At 72.7% G+C, this 21,215-nt stretch carries 22 protein-coding genes; 17 read left to right on the top strand and 5 right to left on the bottom strand.

The features are described from left to right. The first annotated feature begins 54 nt into the window (after nt 1-54). Nucleotides 55-858, top strand: coding sequence for a lysophospholipid acyltransferase family protein (locus tag NOCA_RS18155; RefSeq protein ID WP_011756730.1), 804 nt, complete (start codon nt 55-57; stop codon nt 856-858). Then, nucleotides 855-1,862, top strand: coding sequence for an NAD(P)H-dependent glycerol-3-phosphate dehydrogenase (locus NOCA_RS18150; protein ID WP_011756729.1), 1,008 nt, complete (start codon nt 855-857; stop codon nt 1,860-1,862). Before NOCA_RS18155 ends, NOCA_RS18150 begins: the two co-directional genes overlap by 4 nt. 47 nt (nt 1,863-1,909) lie before the next feature. Here NOCA_RS18150 and NOCA_RS18145 read toward each other — a convergent pair whose 3' ends face one another. Further along, a complete protein-coding gene (locus NOCA_RS18145) occupies nt 1,910-2,989 on the bottom strand; it encodes a trans-sulfuration enzyme family protein (protein WP_011756728.1) in 1,080 nt (359 codons plus the stop codon). 32 nt (nt 2,990-3,021) lie between these two features. On the opposite strand from NOCA_RS18145, the gene NOCA_RS18140 reads away from it, so the two are divergent. Next, entirely contained in the window at nt 3,022-4,143 is a 1,122-nt protein-coding gene (locus NOCA_RS18140) for a D-alanine--D-alanine ligase family protein (protein WP_011756727.1), read from the top strand. A 28-nt stretch (nt 4,144-4,171) separates the two neighbouring features. Here the strand turns inward: NOCA_RS18140 and NOCA_RS18135 are convergent, their stop codons facing one another. Then, the gene (locus NOCA_RS18135) at nt 4,172-4,696 is read right to left on the bottom strand and encodes a DUF3515 domain-containing protein (RefSeq protein ID WP_011756726.1); all 525 of its coding nucleotides are present in this window, start codon (nt 4,694-4,696) and stop codon (nt 4,172-4,174) included. A 12-nt stretch (nt 4,697-4,708) separates the two neighbouring features. After that, nucleotides 4,709-4,945 carry an Lrp/AsnC ligand binding domain-containing protein gene (locus NOCA_RS18130; protein WP_011756725.1) on the bottom strand — a complete coding sequence of 79 codons (237 nt, stop codon included), beginning with the start codon at nt 4,943-4,945 and terminating at the stop codon, nt 4,709-4,711. 103 nt (nt 4,946-5,048) lie between these two features. On the opposite strand from NOCA_RS18130, the gene NOCA_RS18125 reads away from it, so the two are divergent. Beyond that, complete coding sequence (locus NOCA_RS18125; RefSeq protein ID WP_011756724.1) at nt 5,049-5,999, top strand: thiamine-phosphate kinase; 951 nt, start codon at nt 5,049-5,051, stop codon at nt 5,997-5,999. Nucleotides 6,000-6,070: 71 nt separating this feature from the next. Here the strand turns inward: NOCA_RS18125 and rpmB are convergent, their stop codons facing one another. Then, entirely contained in the window at nt 6,071-6,256 is a 186-nt protein-coding gene (rpmB, locus tag NOCA_RS18120; RefSeq protein ID WP_011756723.1) for a 50S ribosomal protein L28, read from the bottom strand. A 182-nt stretch (nt 6,257-6,438) separates the two neighbouring features. Between rpmB and NOCA_RS18115 the strand changes: the two genes are divergently transcribed. The 12 genes from NOCA_RS18115 (at nt 6,439) to NOCA_RS18065 (ending at nt 18,449) form a co-directional block, all read left to right on the top strand. Further along, the gene (locus NOCA_RS18115; RefSeq protein WP_011756722.1) at nt 6,439-8,097 is read left to right on the top strand and encodes a DAK2 domain-containing protein; all 1,659 of its coding nucleotides are present in this window, start codon (nt 6,439-6,441) and stop codon (nt 8,095-8,097) included. Between the two features lie 9 nt (nt 8,098-8,106). After that, nucleotides 8,107-10,359 carry an ATP-dependent DNA helicase RecG gene (locus NOCA_RS18110; protein ID WP_011756721.1) on the top strand — a complete coding sequence of 751 codons (2,253 nt, stop codon included), beginning with the start codon at nt 8,107-8,109 and terminating at the stop codon, nt 10,357-10,359. A 7-nt stretch (nt 10,360-10,366) separates the two neighbouring features. Beyond that, nucleotides 10,367-10,963, top strand: a complete 597-nt coding sequence (rsmD, locus tag NOCA_RS18105) for a 16S rRNA (guanine(966)-N(2))-methyltransferase RsmD (RefSeq protein WP_011756720.1) — start codon at nt 10,367-10,369, stop codon at nt 10,961-10,963. Nucleotides 10,964-10,972: 9 nt separating this feature from the next. Further along, on the top strand, nt 10,973-11,452 hold the full coding sequence (gene coaD, locus NOCA_RS18100) for a pantetheine-phosphate adenylyltransferase (RefSeq protein WP_011756719.1): 480 nt from the start codon (nt 10,973-10,975) through the stop codon (nt 11,450-11,452). Nucleotides 11,453-11,510: 58 nt separating this feature from the next. Further along, on the top strand, nt 11,511-12,089 hold the full coding sequence (locus NOCA_RS18095) for a YceD family protein (RefSeq protein ID WP_011756718.1): 579 nt from the start codon (nt 11,511-11,513) through the stop codon (nt 12,087-12,089). Between the two features lie 43 nt (nt 12,090-12,132). Further along, entirely contained in the window at nt 12,133-12,318 is a 186-nt protein-coding gene (gene rpmF, locus NOCA_RS26630; RefSeq protein ID WP_083768195.1) for a 50S ribosomal protein L32, read from the top strand. Continuing rightward, on the top strand, nt 12,239-13,069 hold the full coding sequence (rnc, locus tag NOCA_RS18090; RefSeq protein ID WP_011756717.1) for a ribonuclease III: 831 nt from the start codon (nt 12,239-12,241) through the stop codon (nt 13,067-13,069). Before rpmF ends, rnc begins: the two co-directional genes overlap by 80 nt. Nucleotides 13,070-13,082: 13 nt before the next feature. Next, on the top strand, nt 13,083-13,970 hold the full coding sequence (mutM, locus tag NOCA_RS18085) for a bifunctional DNA-formamidopyrimidine glycosylase/DNA-(apurinic or apyrimidinic site) lyase (RefSeq protein ID WP_011756716.1): 888 nt from the start codon (nt 13,083-13,085) through the stop codon (nt 13,968-13,970). An 86-nt stretch (nt 13,971-14,056) separates the two neighbouring features. Next, on the top strand, nt 14,057-14,266 hold the full coding sequence (locus NOCA_RS18080) for a hypothetical protein (protein ID WP_041546657.1): 210 nt from the start codon (nt 14,057-14,059) through the stop codon (nt 14,264-14,266). A 38-nt stretch (nt 14,267-14,304) separates the two neighbouring features. Further along, nucleotides 14,305-15,810, top strand: coding sequence for a hypothetical protein (locus NOCA_RS18075; protein ID WP_011756715.1), 1,506 nt, complete (start codon nt 14,305-14,307; stop codon nt 15,808-15,810). Between the two features lie 12 nt (nt 15,811-15,822). Beyond that, the gene (locus tag NOCA_RS18070) at nt 15,823-17,070 is read left to right on the top strand and encodes an MFS transporter (protein ID WP_011756714.1); all 1,248 of its coding nucleotides are present in this window, start codon (nt 15,823-15,825) and stop codon (nt 17,068-17,070) included. Nucleotides 17,071-17,087: 17 nt separating this feature from the next. After that, entirely contained in the window at nt 17,088-18,449 is a 1,362-nt protein-coding gene (locus NOCA_RS18065; protein WP_011756713.1) for an FAD-binding oxidoreductase, read from the top strand. Between the two features lie 114 nt (nt 18,450-18,563). Here NOCA_RS18065 and NOCA_RS26625 read toward each other — a convergent pair whose 3' ends face one another. After that, nucleotides 18,564-19,298 (bottom strand): nucleotidyltransferase domain-containing protein, encoded by a 735-nt coding sequence (locus tag NOCA_RS26625; RefSeq protein WP_011756712.1) that lies wholly within the window; start codon nt 19,296-19,298, stop codon nt 18,564-18,566. 456 nt (nt 19,299-19,754) lie between these two features. On the opposite strand from NOCA_RS26625, the gene tnpB reads away from it, so the two are divergent. Next, a complete protein-coding gene (gene tnpB, locus NOCA_RS18060; protein WP_087530601.1) occupies nt 19,755-21,131 on the top strand; it encodes an IS607 family element RNA-guided endonuclease TnpB in 1,377 nt (458 codons plus the stop codon). Nucleotides 21,132-21,215 lie beyond the last annotated feature (84 nt).

Raw genomic sequence — 21,215 nt, 5'->3', positions numbered from 1 at the left:
GCGGCACCCTGCGGTGCGACGGGTCGGAGCGCACCGACCGAGTAACCTGCGTCCGTGACGGTACGCAAGCTCCAGCAGAAGCGCGGATGGGCGTGGAACCTCGCGGTCCCCGTGATCAAGCCGCTGCTGCTGGCCACCACCACCCGCGAGTGGGTCGGCGGCGAGAACATCCCCGAATCCGGTGGGTTCATCCTCGCGCTCAACCACGTCTCGCACGTCGACCCGCTCACCGCCGCGCACCTGGTGTACGACCACGGCCGGCTGCCGCGCTACCTCGCGAAGTCAGGGCTGTTCAAGAGCCGTGCCGGCGCCTTCTTCTTCACCGCGGCCGGACAGATCCCGGTCGAGCGGTTGACCACGAACGCCGCGGGCGCGTACGAAGCGGCCGTCGACGCCGTGCGCCGCGGCGAGTGCGTCGTGGTCTATCCCGAGGGCACGATCACCCGCGACCCCGGTGGCTGGCCGATGACCGGCAAGTCCGGTGCCGCCCGCATCGCGCTGGCCACCGGGTGCCCGGTGATCCCGGTCGGGCAGTGGGGCGCGCAGCAGCTGCTCGCGCCGTACGGGAAGTTGCCGGACCTGTTCCCGCGCAAGCGGATCCAGATGCGGGTCGGCCCCCCCGTCGACCTGACCGACCTGCTCGGCCAGCCGCAGACCACCGCCGTCGTGCAGCAGGCGACCGACCGGATCATGGCCGCGATCACGGGCCTGGTCGAGGAGGTCCGTGGCGAGACCGCCCCGGCCGAGCGGTTCGACATGCGCAAGGCCGGCGTGCGCCAGATCGGCAACCCCAACAAGGAGCCGAAGGGGACCACGAGCCGCAGCCCCCGGAAGCGGGCCCCCGAGGAGAGCGCATGAGCGCCGGCAAGGTCGCGGTGTTCAGCGCCGGGTCGTGGGGCACCGCGTTCTCGATCGTGCTCGCCGACGCCGGCAACGACGTCACGCTCTGGGCCCGCCGCGAGGAGGTTGCCGCGGCGATCACCGAGCAGCGGGAGAACCCCGAGTACCTCCCCGGGGTGGAGCTGCCGCCGCAGGTGTCCGCGACCCACGACGTCGAGAAGGCGCTGCACGGCGCCGACCTGGTCGTGCTCGCCACCCCGTCGCAGTCGCTGCGGGCCAACCTGAGCGAGTGGGCGCCCTACGTCGAGCCGAACGCGGTGCTCGTGTCGCTGATGAAGGGCGTCGAGCTCGGCACCCTCGAGCGGATGAGCCAGGTGATCGCGGAGGTGACCGGCGCCGGACCGGAGCGGATCGCGGTGATCAGCGGGCCCAACCTCGCCAAGGAGATCGCCCGCCGCGAGCCAGCCGCGTCCGTGGTCGCCTGCGAGCACGAGGAGGTCGCCCGGCAGCTGCAGGCACGGATCCACTCGCCGGCGTTCCGGCCGTACACGAGCGTCGACGTCCTCGGCTGCGAGGTCGGGGGCGCCTACAAGAACGTCGTCGCGCTGTCGGTCGGCATGGCCGTCGGCCTGGGCTTCGGCGACAACACGACCGCGTCGGTGATCACCCGCGGCCTGGCCGAGACCGCCCGGCTCGCCACCGCGCTCGGCGCGAACCCGATGACCCTGATGGGGCTGGCCGGCCTCGGCGACCTGGTCGCCACCTGCTCCTCACCGCTGTCCCGCAACCGCACGTTCGGGGAGAAGCTTGGCCAGGGGATGACGGCGGCCGAGATCTACGCCACCACCCGGCAGGTCGCCGAGGGCGCCAAGTCCTGCGCCTCGCTGCTCGCCCTCGCCGAGCGCACCGGCGTGGACGCGCCCATCGCCCACCACGTCACCGCCGTGGTCGACGGCCGGATGACCGCGCAGGAGATGATGGACTCCTTCATCGCCCGCGACACCAAGGCCGAGACTGACTGAGCAGCGGCGCGCGAGGAACGAGCGCGACGCGTGAGATGCCTGGGGCCTCAGCCTCGGCCCAGCATGTCGAGTGCCTGCCGCAGGTCCTCCCACAGGTCGTCGACGTCCTCGACGCCGACCGACATCCGCACCAGCCCGTCCGGGATCGACGGCGGCTCCGCCTTCCAGCGGCGGCGGCGCTCGAACGTCGACTCGACGCCGCCGAGCGAGGTCGCGTGCACCCAGAGCCGGATGCTGCGGGTGACCAGGTCCCCGGCAGGGGCGCCGCCGGCGAGCACCATCCCCACGATCCCCCCGAAGCCGGGGTAGCGCACCTCGGCGACGGCCGGGTGCCCGGAGAGACGCCGGACCAGCTCGGCGGCGTTGGCCTGGGCGCGCTCGACGCGCAGGTGCAGGGTGCGCAGGCCGCGCAGCGCCAGCCAGGCCTCCAGCGTGCCCGGCGTCGCCCCGAGCAGGTCGCGCCGGCCCTTGAGGACGGCGTACAGCTCGTCGTCGCCGGTGACGACGGCACCCATCAAGACGTCGCTGTGGCCGGCGAGGTACTTGGTCACCGAGTGCACGACGAGGTCGGCTCCCAGGGTGAGCGGCTGCTGGAGGATCGGCGTCGCGAACGTGTTGTCGACCACGACGTACGCCCCGGCCGCGCGGGCCGCCGCGCTGATCGTCGGGATGTCGGCGAGCTCGAGAGCGGGGTTGGTGGGCGACTCCAGCCACACCAGCGCCGCGTCCTCGCAGGCGGCGACGACGGCCTCGGTGTCGCTGATGTCGACCAGCTTCGTGCGCACCCGACCCCGACTCTCGAGGTCGCCGAGCTGGAGCAGGGTGCCGTTGTAGGCGTGCGCCGGCGCGACGACCAGCCCGTCGAGGGCCACCAGGTCGAGGACCGTGGTCACGGCGCCCATCCCGGAGGAGAACGCCAGCGCGCGCCCGCCCTCCAGCGCCCCGAGCGTGTCCTCGAACGCCGTCCAGGTCGGATTGCCGAAGCGGCCGTACTCGACCGCGCCGCCGGCGACGTACGTCGAGGTCATCGTGATCGGCTCGTTCAGCGGGCGGTCCGGCTCGCGTTCCGGCCGGCCGGAGGTGACGGCGATCGTGGCCGGCTTCAGGTCCCGCGAGGCGCTGCTCATGGGACCACGCTAGACGGATAGGGTCGGGCCCGATGAACGAGTCCAGCCGCCGACCCCGGGTCGCCGTCGTCTTCGGCGGCAAGTCCAGCGAGCACGCGATCTCGTGCGTCACGGCCGGCAGCGTGCTGGCCGCGATCGACCGGGCGGCGTACGACGTCGTCCCGATCGGCATCGCCACCGACGGCCGCTGGGTGCTGGAGTCGGGCGACCCCGAGCGGCTGCGCATCGAGGGCCCCGACCGGCTGCCCCACGTCGACGGCGAACGCGCGGCGATCGCGCTGGCCCCGGACACCGCATCGACGAGCCTGGTCGTCACCGAGCCGGCACAGCCCCCGCGCGCGCTGGGGGAGGTGGACGTGGTGTTCCCGCTGCTGCACGGTCCGTGGGGCGAGGACGGCACCATCCAGGGCCTGCTCGAGATGGCCGGTGTCCGGTACGTCGGCGCCGGGGTGCTCGCGTCCGCGGTGAGCATGGACAAGGCGTACATGAAGGTGGTGCTGGCCGCCGCCGGCCTGCCGGTGCTGCCGTCGGTGACCGTGACCACCCGTGAGTGGGCGCGTGACGCCGCCGGCTGCCGCGCTCGCGCCGACGAGATCGGCTACCCGCTGTTCGTCAAGCCCGCGCGGGGCGGCTCGAGCCTCGGCATCTCCAAGGTCCACGACGCGACCGAGCTCGACGGCGCGATCGAGCTGGCCTTCGAGCACGACCCGAAGGTGCTGGTCGAGACGGCGGCGATCGACGCCCGGGAGGTCGAGTGCGGCGTGCTGCAGGCCGTCGACGGGACCCCGGAGACCAGCGTGCCCGCCGAGATCCGGATCTCCGGTGCGCACGAGTTCTACGACTTCGCCGCGAAGTACCTGCCGGAGGAGCACACCGAGCTGGACGTGCCGGCCGACCTGCCCGAGGCGCTGGTCCGCCAGGTCCGGGAGCTGTCCGTGCGCGCCTTCGAGGCGGTCGGCTGCGAGGGCCTGGCCCGGGTCGACTTCTTCGTGCTCCCCGGTGAGCGGCTCGTGGTCAACGAGATCAACACGATGCCGGGCTTCACGCCGACCTCGATGTTCCCGCGGATGTGGGCGGCCTCGGGCCTGGACTACCCGGCGCTCGTGGACCGGTTGATCCAGCTCGCGTTGCGGCGCGACACCGGGCTGCGCTGACCCTGCGTCGGCCGCGCCCCACCCACGATCACCGGCACTCGTCGCGCAGGGTGAGGTGCTCGCGCACCGGCCGCGCCAACGAGGCGAGTGCGTCGGCCGACGGCGCTCCCCGCTGGTCGGCCGGCACCAGCAGCGAGACCAGCGGCGTGTAGCCCACGGCCGTCAGGAGCACGTCGGAGTCCTGCTCCTTCTCCTGCTCCGGCGGGACGAACCAGCCCACCCCGGAGACCTCCGTGCACGCGGAGAACTCGTCGAACTCCTCAGGTGTGCCGACGCCACAGGTGAGCACGATCGCCGGGTCGCCCCAGGCCGCGCCGTACTCGGTGTCGCCGGACAGCTCGCGGGCGTCCAGGCCGGCGAGCGTGGCGGGCAGGTCGGCGACCAGGTCACGGCAGGCGCGCTGGTCCGCGGGCTTCAGCCGGCCTGCGTCGATCTCGACCGGGCCGGCCGAGCAGGCCGTCAGCAGCGGCGCCGCCGCCGCGAGGGCCGTGCACGCGACGACGCCCCGGATCCGTGGGGACCCGGGGCGTCGGCGGCGTCCGGTGGTGGGCACCGGGCGGACGCCTCAGATGTGGACGACCGGGCAGGTCAACGTGCGGGTGATGCCCTCGAGGTTCTGCACCTTGGAGACGACGAGCTTGCCGAGCTCGTCGACGTTGCGGGCCTCGGCGCGCACGATCACGTCGTAGGGGCCGGTGACGTCCTCGGCGAGGGTCACGCCCTTGACCTGGGCAATGGCGGCGGCCACCTCGGCGGCCTTGCCGACATCGGTCTGGATCAGGATGTACGCCTGGACGACCATCGAGCTCTCCCTGGGATCTGGAACGGGTGATCTGGTTCTGCTGGCGTTGTGCCACGCCAACCTACCGCGCGGTACCCCTGCCCGCATCTGGTGGGATGGGTCCATGTCGTTCCCCCCTGACGCGACGCTGGCCGATGCCGGCGAGTTCGGCCTGATCCGCGCACTCGTGGACCTGTTCCCCCAGGGGGAGCAGGTCCTGGTGGGCCCCGGCGACGACGCCGCGGTGCTCCGGGTGCGGACCGGCCACGTGGTCGTCTCGACCGACCTGATGGTCGAGGGCCGCCACTTCCGGCGCGAGTGGGCCGCGGCCGCCGACGTCGGGCACCGCGCGGCCGCGCAGAACCTCTCCGACGTCAACGCGATGGGCGGCCGAGCCACGTCGCTGACGATCGGACTGGCCGCGCCGGCGGACCTGCCCGCGCAGTGGGCCCTGGACTTCGCGCGTGGGTTCGCCGCCGAGTGCGACCTGGTGGGCGCCAGCGTCGTGGGCGGTGACGTGACCCGGGCCGACGAGATCGTGGTCGCCGTCACCGTGCTCGGCGCCTGCACCGAGTCGCCGGTGCTGCGCTCCGGCGCGCGGCCGGGCGACGTCCTCGCGATCTGCGGTCGCCAGGGCTGGGCCGCCGGCGGTCTCGCGGTGCTCGGGCGGGGCTTCCGCTCACCCCGGGTCCTCGTGGAGGCCTACCGTCGCCCGGAGCCGCCGTACGACGCCGGCCGGACCGCCGCCGAGGCCGGTGCCACGGCGATGATCGACGTCTCCGACGGGCTGCTCGCCGACGCGGGCCACATCGCGGCCGACTCCGGGGTGGCCATCGACGTGCACGCGGCCGCGTTCGACGTCCCCGAGCCGCTGCACGCGGTCGGCGCGGCGATCGGGGCCGACCCGATCCAGTTCATCCTCGGCGGCGGCGACGACCACGCGCTGCTCGCCACCTTCCCGGACGTCGCGTCGGTCCCCGACGGCTGGTCGGTCATCGGCGCCGCCGCCGCGGGCGAGGGGGTCACCGTCGACGGCGCCGCGTACGACGGCCCCACCGGCTGGACGCACTTCTGAGGCAAACGAAAAGGCCGCCACCCCGAGGGGTGGCGGCCTGCTCGCCAGCGATGGCGGCTTCGCCGCGACCGCTAGCGCGTGACCTTCCCGGCCTTCAGGCAGCCGGTGCACACGTTGAGGCGCTTGGGGGTGCCGTTGACGGTGGCCCGGACGCGCTGGATGTTCGGGTCGAAGCGGCGCTTGGTGATCTTGCGCGACCACGGACGGTTGTTGCCGAAGCCGGGCTTCTTGGCGCAGATGTCGCAGACGGCAGCCACCGTGTGCTCCTTAAACGATCGAGGGTGTGAAACCGGTTAGCAAGGGGGCGCCCGCTCAGCGGGCAACCGCACAAGAGTATCCGATGGCCCCGGGCACCCGGAAATCGAGCGGCTGCCACTAACCTGTGGGACTCACCAGCCCGAGCAGGACCTCGGAGCAGTCTCCACGATCGAGGACGGCGATGGAAACTCCCCGCAGCGGCGCCATCACGTTGGAGGTGGTGCTGCGATTCGTCGACATCGCCACCGACGCGCTGGCCGACGCCCGCGAGGAGATCGACGCGCTCAACGTCTACCCGGTCCCCGACGGCGACACCGGCACCAACATGTACCTCACGGTCTCGGCGGCCCGCGACGCCGTGCGCGAGGCGACCGGGGGAGACCCGGCCTCCGACCTGGGTACGGCGCTCGCCGCGTTCAGCCGGGGCGCGCTGCTCGGCGCCCGCGGCAACTCCGGGGTGATCCTCAGCGAGATGCTCGGCGCGATCGCGCGGCGGATCGGGAGCGCCGAGCCGGGGGAGCGCAACGCGCTGGTGATGGCCGACGCGCTGCACCGGGCGACCGAGGCCAGCTACGCCGCTGTCGGGATCCCGGTCGAGGGCACCATGCTCACCGTCACCCGGGCCGCCTCCGAGGCCGCGACCGAGATCGCCCGGGACCCCGGCTGCCGGGCCCGAGACGTGTTCACGGCCGCCGCGGCAGCCGCCCGCGAGGCCCTGGCGCACACCCCGGAGCAGCTGCCCGTGCTCCGCGAGGCGGGGGTCGTCGACGCCGGCGGGCGGGGCGTGAGCGTGATCCTCGACGCGGCCGAGACGGTGCTCACGGGCCGCCGCCCGGTGCCGGTCACCGCGCCGTTCGGCAGCCATCACATCCCGATCCCCACCGCGGCGAAGACCGGCGACCTGACCCCGGACGGACCCTCCTACGAGGTGATGTACCTCCTGGACGCCGACGACGCCGCGATCCCGGGCCTGCGAACCGCGCTCGGCGGGCTCGGCGACTCCCTGGTCGTCGTCGGTGGCGAGGGCCTCTGGAACGTGCACGTGCACGTCGACGACGTCGGCGCCGCGATCGAGGCGGGCATCGCCGCCGGCCGGCCGCACCGGGTGCGGGTCACCCACTTCGCCGAGCAGATCGCCGCGGTCCGCGGCCGCACCGCCGCCCGCGACGGCCGCCGGGTCGTGGCCGTCGCGGCCGGGCCCGGGCTCGCCGCGCTGTTCGAGGAGGCGGGCGCGGTCGTCGTGCCCGGCGGCCCGGGGCGCCGACCCTCGACGGGTCAGCTGCTCGAGGCGATCACCGCATGCGGCGCCTCCGAGGTCATCGTGCTGCCCAACGACCACGACTCGGTGCGGGTCGCGCAGATCGCGGCGAGCACGGCCGAGGCTGACGCGGACGGTGCGGTCCGGGTCGCGGTGATCCCGACGCAGGCCCAGGTGACGGGCCTGGCGGCGGTCGCCGTCCACGAGCCCGGTCGCTCGTTCGAGCAGGACGTGCTCGAGATGACCGCCACCGCGCGCCACGCCCGTCAGGGGGCGGTCACGATCGCGGCCAAGCAGGCGATGACGATGGCCGGGCCCTGCGAGACCGGCGACGCCCTGGGCGTGATCGCCGGCGACTTCGCCGTGGTGGGCAGCGACCTGTACGCCGTCGCCGTCGAGGTGCTCGACCGCCTGCTCGGCGGTGGTGGCGAGCTCGTCACGATCGTGGCGGGGGCCGAGGACGCCGAGGGCTCCCTCGCGACCCGGTGCGCGGGCTACGTCGAGGAGCACCACCCCGCCGTCGACGTCGTGGTGTACGACGGTGGCCAGGAGCGCTACCCGCTCCTCATGTCGGTGGAGTAGGAGGCGCCGGTGATCAGCCTCGACACGCCCGTGGTCGCCGTGCTCGGCGACCACAAGAAGAAGCGCAAGGCCATCGAGGAGCGGCTCGGCCTGCGCACGGTCGGGGACCTGCTGCGCCACTTCCCGCGGCGCTACGTCAAGACCGGCGAGCTGACCCGCATCGACGAGCTCCACGAGGGCGAGCTGCTCACGGTCGTCGGCCAGATCACCTCCAGCAAGCTGAACACCTACGAGGACCGCCGCACCCATCGGCCGGCGTACCGCGTGGACGTGACCGTGCGCACCGACGGCCCGTCGTTCCGCATCTCGATGTTCGCCAAGACCAGGCACATGGGGGAGTGGCAGCAGGAGAAGCGGATGCCGGTCGGCCGGCGCGGCATCTTCGTCGGCAAGGTGAGCAGCTTCCGCGGCAACTGGCAGCTGACGCACCCGCAGGTGGTGCTCTTCGGTACGCCGGACGAGGACGCCGCCCAGCTGTCGCTGGACGCCATCGGGGAGCTCTACCCGATCTACCCGCTCACCAAGGGCGTCGACTCCTGGGACCTCCAGCGGGCGGTCGCGTTCGCACTGACGATGGTCGACGACGTGCCCGACCTGGTGCCGCCGGAGGTGCGGGAACGCCACGGGCTGCTCGACGTGCGCACCGCGCTGCGGCACATCCACAACCCGGACGACCGGGCTCAGATCACCAGCGCACAACGGCGGTTCCGGTTCGAGGAGGCGCTCGTCACCCAGCTCGTGCTGGCCCGGCGCCGCCGCGCGGTGCGCGAGCTCGGGGCCCGGGCCCGCACCGGCGAGGACGGCGGTCTGCTCGCCGCCTTCGACGCGCGGCTGCCGTTCGAGCTGACCGCCGGGCAGCGCGAGATCGGTGCCGAGATCGAGGCCGACCTGGCCCAGCCGCACCCGATGAACCGGCTCCTCCAGGGCGAGGTCGGCTCCGGCAAGACCCTGGTCGCGCTCCGCGCCATGCTCCGGGTCGTCGACTCCGGCGGCCAGGCGGCGCTCCTGGCGCCGACCGAGGTGCTCGCTCAGCAGCACCACCGATCGATCACCGCGATGCTCGGCGACCTCGCCGGCGGCGGCATGCTCGGTGGCGCGGCCGAGGCCACGAATGTCGAGCTGCTCACCGGATCGATGACCAAGGCCCAGCGCACCGCGCCGATGTCGCGGCTGGCCAGCGGCGAGGCCGGCATCGTGATCGGCACCCACGCCCTGCTGGAGGAGAAGGTGGCCTTCGCCGACCTCGGCCTGGTCGTGGTCGACGAGCAGCACCGCTTCGGCGTCGAGCAGCGCGCCGCGCTCACCGACAAGGCCGGCACCCCGCCGCACGTCCTGGTTATGACCGCGACGCCGATCCCGCGCACGGTCGCGATGACGGTCTTCGGCGACCTCGAGACCTCGACGCTCACCGAGCTGCCTGCGGGGCGCGCGCCGATCCAGACCAACGTCGTCCCGCTGGCCGAGCAGCCGCACTGGCTGCCCCGGGTCTGGGAGCGGGTGCGCGAGGAGGTCGACAAGGGGCGTCAGGCCTACGTCGTGTGCCCCCGCATCACCGGCGACGAGTCCGAGCAGGGGGAGACCGACGCCCAGTCCATCTACGTCGACCTCGACGAGGACGGCAACATCCTCGCGCCGCCGGGGGCATCGGTGACGCTGAACGCCGTCGAGGAGGTGGCCGCCCAGCTCGCCGACGGCCCGCTGGCAGGTCTGCGGGTCGAGCGGCTGCACGGCAAGATGGCGCCGGAGGACAAGGACGCCGTGATGCGTGCCTTCGCCGCGGGTGGCGTTGACGTGCTGGTGTCCACGACCGTGATCGAGGTCGGCGTCGACGTCGCGAACGCCACCGCGATGGTGCTGCTCGACGCGGACCGGTTCGGGGTCTCCCAGCTCCATCAGCTGCGCGGCCGGGTCGGCCGCGGCGGCCACCCCGGCATCTGCCTCCTGGTGTCCTGGGCCGAGCAGGAGACGCCGGCGCGCGAGCGGCTCGCCGCCGTCGCCGCCACTACCGACGGCTTCGAGCTGAGCCGGGTCGACCTCGAGCAGCGTCGCGAGGGCGACGTGCTGGGCCGGTCCCAGTCCGGCTACCGCTCCAGCCTGCACGACCTCCGGGTGCTCCGCGACGAGAAGACGATCGTCGAGGCCAGGGGAGCGGCCCTGGACCTGCTCGAGGCCGATCCCGATCTCGCGGGCACGGCCGACCTGGCGGCCGCGGTGGCCGCGATGGAGGAGTCCGTGCAGTCCGACTTCATCGAGCGGTCGTGAGCGCCCCGTGACCCGGATCATCGGAGGCCGGGCAGGCGGCCGCCGGATCAACACGCCCCGGGGGGCCGCCACCCGGCCGACCAGCGACCGGGTGCGCGAGGCGCTGTTCTCCGCGATCGAGTCGTGGTGCGGCTCGCTGCACGGGCTCCGCGTCCTCGACCTGTACGCCGGGTCCGGGGCGGTCGGCCTGGAGGCGTGGTCGCGCGGCGCCGAGGCCGTCACCCTGGTGGAGTCCGACCGCCGCACCGCCGCCCTCGTCTCGGACAACGCCCGCACGCTCGGGTTCGCCGGCGCGGACGTCGTGGCCGCGTCGGTCGCCACGGTGCTGGCCCGGGGCGCGGCGGCGCCGTACGACGTCGTGTTCCTGGACCCGCCCTATCCCCTCGAGGACGCCGCCCTCGGCGGCGACCTCGCGCTGCTGGTCGCGCACGGCTGGCTGGCCGCCGGGGCGCTGGTGGTCGTCGAGCGGTCCTCGCGGAGCCCGGAGCCGAGCTGGCCGGCCGGCCTGTCCGGCACCCGCCACAAGCGCTACGGCGAGACGACGCTCTGGTACGCCCAGGAGGGCCGGCCGCCGGATCAGCCGACGGCGGCCGGGAGGCGGTAGCCTCCCGCCATGACCCGCGCGGTGTGCCCCGGTTCGTTCGACCCGGTGACCAACGGTCATCTCGACATCGTCCGGCGGGCGGCCGCGATCTTCGACGAGCTGGTCGTGGCGACCGGAACGAACGTGTCCAAGTCGCGGCTCTTCGACCCCGAGGAGCGTCTCGAGATGCTGCGCGAGGTGTGCGCGGACCTCCCGAACGTGACCGTGATGGGCTTCACCGGCCTGATCGTCGACTTCTGCCGTGACATCGACGCCCAGGCGATCGTCAAGGGGCTGCGGGGCGGCAACGACTACGAGTACGAGCTGCCGATGGCCCAGATGAACGCGCACCTGACCGGGGTGGAGACCGTGTTCCTCACCACGCACGCGTCGTGGGGCTACGTCTCCTCCAGCCTGGTCAAGGAGGTGGCCTCGCTGGGCGGGGACGTCTCCGCGTTGGTGCCGCCGGCGGTGCACGGGCGGCTGCAGGCCCGGCTCGCCGCGGGCTGACGGCCGCCGGTTTTGCCCGTCCCGACCGGTCCCCGGTACGCTTTCGGACGATCTGTTCGTGCCCGGACCCGGAAGTAGACCCCTGAACCGCCTGGACCCGAGAGCGCCGCTCGTGCTCGATACCCGCGAGCTCGGCCGCCGCCCGGGGTCCCAGCGTCAGGAGAAGCGGACGGTTCCGGCACCGGCAGATCTGGGCATCGAAGTCCTCCGTGTCCCGGAAGGCTCGCCGGTCGACCTCGACCTGCGGCTGGAAGCGGTCATGGAGGGTGTGTTGGTCACCGGTTCGGCCTCGGCCGAGCTCGCCGGTGAGTGCGCGCGGTGCCTGGAGCCGATCACCGACGAGATCGAGGTCCGGTTCCAGGAGCTGTTCGTGTACGACGACCAGGACTACTCCTCCGAGGAGGACGACGAGGTCAGCATGCTCGAGGGCGACCTGATCAATCTCGAGCCGCTGCTGCGGGACGCGGTGGTGCTCGCACTGCCGTTCCAGCCCTTGTGCACCGACGACTGTCCCGGCTTGTGCCCCGAATGTGGGGTGCGCCTGGCCGAGGCGCCCGGACACGTGCACGAGGAGCCGGTCGATCCGCGGTGGGCAGGTCTGGCCGAGCTCCAGCAGGACCCCGAAGCACCCGAGTAGCATCCCGTCGGCCGGACAACCGGTCTTGGTAGAGGAGAGAACAGTGGCTGTCCCGAAGCGGAAGATGTCGCGCAGCAACACGCGTCACCGTCGTTCGGCCTGGAAGGCCGTCGCCCCGACCCTGGTGACCTGCGCGAACCCCGCCTGCGGTGCCAAGCACCTGCCGCACCGCGCGTGCGGCCAGTGCGGCCAGTACGGCGCGCGCGCCGACCGTCGTCAGGTCCTCTGATCCGACCGGTCCGCTGACCAACTACGCAGAGCTCCGAGCGGCACTCGGGGATCCCACGCTGGACCCCGAGCTGCTCGAGCGCGCCCTCACGCACCGTTCGTTCGCCTACGAGAACGGCGGGTTGCCCACCAACGAGCGACTGGAGTTCCTCGGGGACTCCGTGCTCGGCGTGGTGGTCACCGAGACGCTCTACCTCAAGCACCCGGACCTCTCCGAGGGCCGGCTGGCCAAGCTGCGCGCCGCAGTCGTCAACGCCCGCGCGCTGGCCGAGGTCGGCCGCCGGATCGGGGTGGGCGAGCACGTCAAGCTCGGGCGCGGCGAGGAGTCGACGGGTGGCCGCCACAAGGCCTCGATCCTCTCCGACACCGTCGAGGCCGTGATCGGCGCTGTGCACCTCAGCGGCGGCTTCACCACCTCCGCGGTCGTGGTGCACCGCCTGTTCGACCCGCTGATCGAGGCCGCGTCCGCGCTCGGGGCGGGCCTCGACTGGAAGACCTCCCTGCAGGAGCTGTCCGCCGAGCACGGCCTCGGCGTCCCCGAGTACGTCATCGAGGACGACGGCCCCGACCACATGAAGACGTTCACCGCCCAGGTCCGCGTGGGCGAGGGCCTGTACGGCAACGGCGTGGGCCGCTCCAAGAAGGAGGCCGAGCAGGCCGCCGCGGAGACGGCGTACGGCGAGATCGCCTCCGACCTCGGCGTCGACGACCCAGCCGTGGACGCGGCCGCCCACTCCGCCCACAAGAGCTGACCCGAGGCACGACTTGCCGGAGCTGCCCGAGGTCGAAGTGGTGCGCGCCGGCCTCGAGCGGCACGTGCTCGGCGCCACGATCGCCCGCGTCGACGTGCTGCACCCGCGGCCGGTGCGCCGCGACCTGCGCGGCCCGGCCGGCTTCGCCGCCGCGCTGACCGGCCGCCGCATCGAGGCGGCCCGCCGACGCGGCAAGTACCTCTGGCTGCCGCTGGACAACGGCGACGCGCTGCTCGGCCACCTGGGCATGAGCGGCCAGCTGCTCGTCCAGCCGCCCGATGCCCCCGACGAGCGGCACCTGCGCGTGCGGCTCGCGCTCGAGGGCGCCGACGAGGGCAGGGAGCTGCGGTTCGTCGACCAGCGGATGTTCGGCGGTCTGTCGGTCTCGGCGGGCGGCGCGGACCTGCCGCCCGAGATCGCGCACATCGCCCGTGACCCGCTCGATCCCGAGTTCGACGACGACGACTTCGTGCGCCGGGTGCGCCGGCGTACGTCGGGGGTCAAGCGACAGCTCCTGGACCAGAACCTGATCTCCGGGGTCGGCAACATCTACGCCGACGAGGCGCTGTGGCGCGCGCGGATCCACGGCGAGCGCCCGGGCGACCGGCTCACCGCGACCCGGGTCCGTGAGCTCCTCGCCCACGCGCGCGAGGTGATGCTCGCGGCGCTGGGGGAGGGCGGCACCTCCTTCGACGCGCTCTACGTCAACGTCAACGGCGAGTCGGGCTACTTCGACCGCTCGCTGCACGCGTACGGGCGCGAGGGCGAGGCGTGCGAGCGCTGCGGCACGCCGATCCGGAGGGTCGCGTTCATGAATCGGTCGTCGTACTTCTGCCCGGTGTGCCAGCCGGCGCCCAGGAGACGTCGGGCGGCCTCCTCGCGGGTGCGGGTCCCGGACTGAGCGAATTGACCCGGAGGCTCGCGAGTGGGACTCTTGAAGACGGCCCGCCATCGCGGACCCTCCCCACCACCCGGAAGGCTTTGTCCATGGCCAAGGCGCTGATCGGATACATGAACAGCGACCTGCGGACGCCCGCCAACCTCGTAGCCGAGAACCACCGGCTGCGTACGCGCGTGCGCGAGCTGGAGGCACTCGTCCTCCGCCTCAGCGAGGAGAACGACAAGCTGACCGCCGCGCAGGCGGTCACCATGCTCGACCTCGAGCACGAGTCCCTGCAGGAGATGCAGCCCGCCTGACCCACGTGACGGCAGCGACACCACGTCGTTAGCCCGTCATGCGACCTCTCACCACCGCGACCCGGACCGCCGCGGCGCTGACCCTCGTCGTCGCGACCTGGGCGACCCTGGCCATCGGCCTCGGGTCCGCGCCGGCGTCCGCCGAGGACGACAACCCGCTCGGGGGCGTCCTCACCAGCCCGAACGTCACCCACCTGGGCGGGTTCCCCTCCCAGGTCGGGATCTCGGGCTGCTTCCTGCGCACCGCCCCCCTGCTGGTGACCAGCGGCTTGGACTCGGTCCGCGTCTGGGACGTCAGCGACGCCGCCCACCCGCAGCTGACCGGCGTGCTGCCGAGCGCGCAGTTCGAGAACGAGGCGATGAACTGCGGCGAGCGGCGTACCCCCGACGGCATCCGCCGGTTCGCGCTGATCGGCGTGGACGCCGTGCAGGCCTCGCCCGGCGACCCCCAGCACGTGAACGTCGGCGGCGGGGAGCTCATCGTCGTCGACGTCACCGACCCGGCCGCGCCGCGGATCGCGTCGCGCGCCCCGGCGACCACCAGCACCCACACCGTGACCTGCGTCGACGCCACCGACTGCACATTCGTCTACACCGCCGGCGACGGCGGGCACTTCTCGATCCTCGACCTGCGCGACCTCGACGCCCCCCACGAGGTCGACACCGACCGTGGCACGCCCGGCGTCCAGCCGGCGGCGTCGCCGACCGCCGGTCACAAGTGGAACTTCGACGCCGCCGGCATCGGCACCCACACCGGCTGGGGCGGCGCCTCGATGTGGGACGCCTCGCGGCCCGCGCGGCCGCGGCTGCTCACGACCACGGGCCGCGCCGGCCGTGGCACCGACCCCGAGCACCCGGGGTGGAACGACTTCATCCTGCACAACTCGTTCCGGCCGAACGCGCAGGCCTTCAAGCCGGGCAGCCGGCCCTCGTTCGCCCACGGCAACGTGCTGCTGGCCACCGAGGAGGACTACGAGCAGACCGACTGCACCCAGGCCGGCTCGTTCCAGACCTGGTGGGTCAAGCGGCTCGACGGCCGCCGCGGCGGGATCGTGCCGCTGGACAAGGTGGAGCTGGCGGACCTGGGCAGCTACCCGCTCCCGCAGGGCGCGTTCTGCTCGTCGCACTGGTTCGACGACCGGGACGGGATCGTCGCCGTCGGCTTCTACGGCGGCGGCACCCAGCTCATCGACGCCCGCGACCCGCGGCACCTCGAGCCGTTCGGGCACGCCCTGTGGCCGGGCTCGGAGGTCTGGGACGCGATGTGGGTCCCGGTCTACGGCGCCGACGGCCGTCGGACGGGTGCGACCAGCAACGTCGTCTACTCGATCGACCTGGTGCGCGGCCTGGACGTCTACGCCGTCGACGTGCCCGGCGACGGGATCGGCGCGCTGCCGTCCTCGGCGGCCGTGCCCACCCGCGGCACCGCCGCCCGGGCCAGCGACAGCGTGCTGCCGGCCGGCCTGCTCGGGCTGGCGCTGGCCCTGGCGCTCGCCGTACGCCGACGCGCAAATCGGATGCCCGGGGCGACCCTCGGAGGCTAGTGTCTGGCCCTTGTGACCAGCCTGGCCGAGATCGTCGCACCCCGCCGGCTCGGCACCGGGTTCCGGTGGCTGCTCGCGTCGTCCTGGGTGAGCAACCTCGGCGACGGACTGGCCCTCGCCGCCGGGCCCCTGCTGGTGGCGTCCCAGACCCACGACCCGTTCCTCGTCGCGCTCGCGGCGCTGCTCCAGTGGCTGCCGCCGCTGCTGTTCGGGCTGTACGCCGGGGCGCTCGCCGACCGCCTCGACCGCCGGCTGATCGTGGTGACGGTCGACCTGTTGCGCGCCGTCGTCCTGGTGCTCCTCACGCTCGCGATCGCGACCGACCTGGTCACGATCACGCTGGTGCTCGTCACGATGTTCCTGCTCGGCACCGCGGAGGTGTTCGCCGACAACACCGCGTCGACGCTGCTGCCGATGCTGGTGCACCGCGACGACCTCGGCGTCGCCAATGCCCGGCTGACCACCGGCTTCATCACCGTCAACCAGCTCGCCGGCCCGCCGATCGGCGCGGCCCTGTTCGCCGCCGGGCACGCCGTGCCGTTCGTCGCGCAGGCGGTGGTGGTGGCGCTCGGCGCGCTGCTCGCCGCGCAGATCGCGCTGCCGCCGCACGGGCGGTCCCGCGACGAGCGGCCGCAGCTGCGCCAGGACGTGGTCGAGGCGTTCCGCTGGGTGCTGCACAACGCCGCCGTACGCACCCTGGTGCTGACGATCTTCGTCTTCAACATCACCTTCGGCGCGGCCTGGTCGATCCTGGTCCTCTACGCCACCCAGCGGCTCGGGATGGGGGAAGTCGGCTTCGGGCTGCTGACCACGGTGTCAGCGATCGGCGGCCTGATCGGAACCCTCGCCTACGGCTGGATCACCCGCCGGGTCAGCCTCGCCAACATCATGCGAGCGGGCCTGGTCTTCGAGACCTTCACCCACCTGGCGCTCGCCCTCACGACGCGGCCGGCGGTGGCGATGGCGATCTTCTTCGTCTTCGGCGCCCACGCCTTCATCTGGGGCACGACGTCGACCACCGTCCGGCAGCGCGCCGTGCCCGGCGAGCTGCAGGGCCGGGTCGGCAGCGTCAACCTGGTCGGCGTGTTCGGCGGCCTGGTCATCGGCTCCGGCATCGGTGGTGGTCTCGCCCAGCACTGGGGCGTGACCGCGCCGTTCTGGTTCGCGTTCGCCGGCTCCGCGGTCTTCGTCGTGCTGATCTGGGGCCAGCTGGTCCACATCGCGCACGCCGACGAGCAGGGGCAGCCGGCGGGGGCCTGAGGTGGTTGCATGAACCCATGCACGCGTTGACCGACCTGCTCGAGGCGCTCCCGGCCGGCGTCGTCGTGACCGACGGCGACGCCATGGAGAAGTACCGCTTCGACTGGTCCCGCGACCCGGCCGCCGGCACCCCGCTGGCCGTCGTGCGGGCCGAGGATGCCGGCCAGGTGCAGACCGCGGTGCGGTGGGCGGCCGAGCACCGGGTGCCGCTCGTGCCACGCGGCGCGGGCAGCGGCCTGTCCGGTGGCTCGACGGCCGTCGATGGCGGCCTGGTGCTCAGCCTGGAGCGGATGCGCGCCGTCGAGATCGACGTCGACTGCCGGGTGGCGGTCGTCGAGCCGGGCGCCCTCAACGCCGAGGTCAAGGCGGCCGCGGCCGAGCACGGGCTGTGGTACCCGCCCGACCCCTCGTCGTACGAGATCTGCTCGATCGGTGGCAACGTGGCCACCAACGCCGGCGGCCTGTGCTGCGTGAAGTACGGCGTCACCACCGACTACGTGCTCGGCCTGGACGTGGTGCTCGCGGACGGCACCCTGGTCACGCTCGGCGGTCGCCGGATCAAGGACGTCGCGGGACTGAGCCTGCTGAAGCTCTTCGTCGGCAGCGAGGGGACCCTCGGCGTCGTGACCCGGGCGGTGCTGCGGCTGGTGCCGGCGCAGGAGGCGCGCTCGACGCTGGTCGCGACCTTCGCCGACGTCGACGGCGCCGCCCGGGCCGTGCTCGCGGTCGGGCGGCGGCTGCGGCCCTCGATGATGGAGCTGATGGACCGGGCCTCGATCAACGCGGTCGAGGACTACAAGCCGATGGGTCTGGACCGCGCCGCCGGCGCGCTGCTGGTGGCCCAGTCCGACGCCCCCGCCGCGGCCCGGGCCGTCGAGGTCGAGGCCATGCGCGCGGCCTGCGAGGGCGCGGGCGCGACCGCGGTCTTCGTGACCGACGATCCCGAGGAGGGGGAGCTGTTCGTGGCGGCCCGCCGCGCGGCGTTCCCCGCGATCGAGGCCCGCGGCGCGCTGCTGCTCGAGGACGTCGGTGCCCCGGTGCCCCAGCTGCCGGCGCTGCTCGCAGCGATCGCGGCCGTGGCCGCCGAGCACCGCGTGGAGATCCCGGTCGTCGCCCACGCCGGCGACGGCAACACCCACCCGATCATCGTCTACGACCCCGCCGACGCCGACTCCGAGCGGCGGGCCCGGGCGGCGTTCGCCGACATCATGCGGGTCGCCATCGGACTCGGCGGCACGATCACCGGCGAGCACGGCGTGGGCCGGGCGAAGAAGGGCGCCCTCCCGGACCAGCTGGGCCCGGACGTGATGGCGCTGACCCGCCGGGTCAAGGACGCCCTCGACCCGCTCGGGATCCTGAACCCGGGGGCCGTGCTCTAACCGGGTGTGTCGCTATTGACCGCCGGCGCGCTGGGCACACCGTTGCCGAGGTTGCCGAGGTTGCCGAGGTTGCCGATGAGTGTCCGCGGAGCGCGTCGATGAACGACGTCGTCGTCACCGCTGGGGACGCCATCGCCGGGCGGCGGCGGTAGTCCGGCGTGCGTCGCGCCAAGCGATCCAGGCGGTGCGCAGGCGCGGGGATCGCACAGGTTCTCCGTTCCGCCGAGCATGGAGGTCAGCGCGAAGCCACTCGGGCGCCTGGGCGGAGTCGATTGCCGAGGTCTTGGTGATGAGGCTGCCGGTCGCAAGTGCGTGGCGGCCGCGCGCCATGGAGGTCAGGCCAAGGTCGGCGATGGATGGGTTCAGCCACCACCATGGGTGGCGTGCTGCCGTTGCCCAGTAGCCGGTTAGCTCGGCTTGCGCGGCGCGGCGCACGTCATCGTCGCTCATGCGCGGCAGTACCTGTTGGGGTGGGCGCCCGAAGACTGCGAATCCCGACCGAACGAGCTCTGCTCTGACGATCCCGGAAAGAGTGCGTTCGACGAGTTCGCCGTGAGTCCAGATCGGATGCCTTGCGGCCGGGTCGGACAGGGCCGAGATCGCGACGTAGGCGCAGCCAAGGTTGGTCCCCGCAGTCGCGGTGGCGTCCAGATGACGGTGGATGGCGGCGATCACTGCCCGGCGTTCCGCATCGATCGGTCCATCGGTCAAAGCGACGAGGTCGAGATCGCTTACCCCTGTGCGGTAGTCGCCGGTGGCAGCTGATCCACCGACAAGCAGATCTGTCACCCAACCCAGTGAACCGAGATTGCCGGCCAGCTTCTCGACGACGGCCGGGGGCGTGTTCACGGTGTCAATGTTGCCCGCGAGTCTCGCAGTTTGGGCGCATTCGGCTGTTCACAGTCGGCGCCTCACGCTCCGACGACGACTCCACGGTGGCGAGCCCGCTCGTGGGACAGGTGGCGCAAGGTGGTGGCGATACAGGCGACCTGGAGCCATCCGGTCGCGGACGCAGTGGTGTTCTCGAACGACTTCGCCAAGCGGCGCGAGCGACCGAGGCGACGGTAGGACTGATGGCGGACGCTGGAGGCCGGTTCATGATCTTTCGAAGGTCTCAGCAGCGCTCCGCACCGTCACCGCGGCGTCACATCCGCGGACACCAGGCTGCCCGAGCCAGGTCGCACCGGTTCCGGCTACTGCCGCGCGGGAACCCGGCAGGCACGATCGGTCTCGTCGGAGGGCGAACCCGGACACCACGCCTTCGGCGCTGTGTGCGATGTCGGCGCAGTCCGGCACCATGCGGGCGTGCCGAAGACAGCGACGCTGAAGCGCGAGAAGGCGGAGACACCTCCGCTGGTCTCGCACGCCGGGGTTCCGTTGACGCGCGCGATGACAGTGCGGTTCACCCTCGACCCAACCCGGGACCAGCACCAGCAACTCCTCGCGCACGCTGGGGCTTCCAGGATGGCGTTCAACCACCAGATCGCCCGGGTGAAGGCCAACCTGGACCAGCGCGCTGCGGAGAGGTCGTACGGCGTCGCGGACGCGGGCCTGACCCCGGGGCAGTCGTGGTCGAAGGTTTCCCTCATCAACCACATGAACCGGTGGAAGGACGGTCGCGACCCGTCCGCGCACGTCAACGACGACGGCACCCGCGGGCTGACCTGGCGCGGTGAGGTCTCGGCCGACGTGTTCGAGACCGCCAGCGTGAACGCTGCGCAGGCGTTGCAGAACTGGACCGACTCGAAGAAGGGCACCCGTGCGGGCAAGGCGGCCGGGTTCCCGCGGTTCAAGTCCCGGCACAAGACCACCCCGGCGTTCCGGCTCCGCTCCAAGTACACCGAGGGCGAGGCTCCGCCGGTGCGGCCGACCGGACCGCGCACGATGCGGTTCCCCAAGCTCGGCGAGCTCCGGGTCCACGAGCACACCGGCCGTCTCGCGAAGATGCTCGACCGCGGCCGGTTCCACGCGTACGCGGCGTCGTTCCGCTACGAGCGCGGGCGCTGGGTCGTCTCCATCACCGGCGTCGCAGCCGAGTTCCACCACCAGTGCCGCACCGCCCCCGACCGACACCCGGCCCGGGTCGGTGTTGACCTCGGCGTGAAGACACTCGCGGTCGTCGCCGACGAGCACGGACGCCAGCTGCAGGCGCACGAGGGGGTGAAAGCGCTGCAGCACGCCCAGGCACGCCTCAGGCTCGCCGACCAGGCCTACTCGAGAACCAAGAAGGGATCTGGTGGCCGAGCGAAGGCAGCACGACGCCTGGGCAAGATGCACGGACGTGTCGCCGCCATCCGCAAATACCTGCTGCACCGGATCACCACGGAGCTCGCACGGGCGTACGTCAGCGTGACGATCGAGGACCTGAACGCAGCAGGGATGCTCCAGATCCGGTCGTTGGCGCGGCATGTCTCGGACGCGGCGTTCGGAGAGTTCCGCAGGCAAGTCGCCTACAAGACGGCCTGGTACGGCACCGAGCTGATCGTCGCGGACCGGTGGTTCCCGTCCTCGAAGACGTGCTCCGGCTGCGGCAACATCGACCCCGACCTGACACTGTCGGACCGCACGTACGGGTGCTCCGGCTGCGGCCTGGTCATCGACCGCGACCTGAACGCCGCCATCAACCTCGCCCGCTACGGGCAGGACACCCAGACTTCTCCGCCGCTACCCGCGGCCGCCTGACAGAGCAGCTTCTGTCCGCGCCTGGATGAGCCGGGCCGTAGAGCCGACCGCCACCCCGCACCACGAAGGGGCCCTGGGTCGGAA

It is taken from the genome of Nocardioides sp. JS614, from assembly GCF_000015265.1.
Classification (GTDB): Bacteria; Actinomycetota; Actinomycetes; order Propionibacteriales; family Nocardioidaceae; genus Nocardioides.
This window is presented reverse-complemented; position numbering and strand designations above follow the sequence as displayed.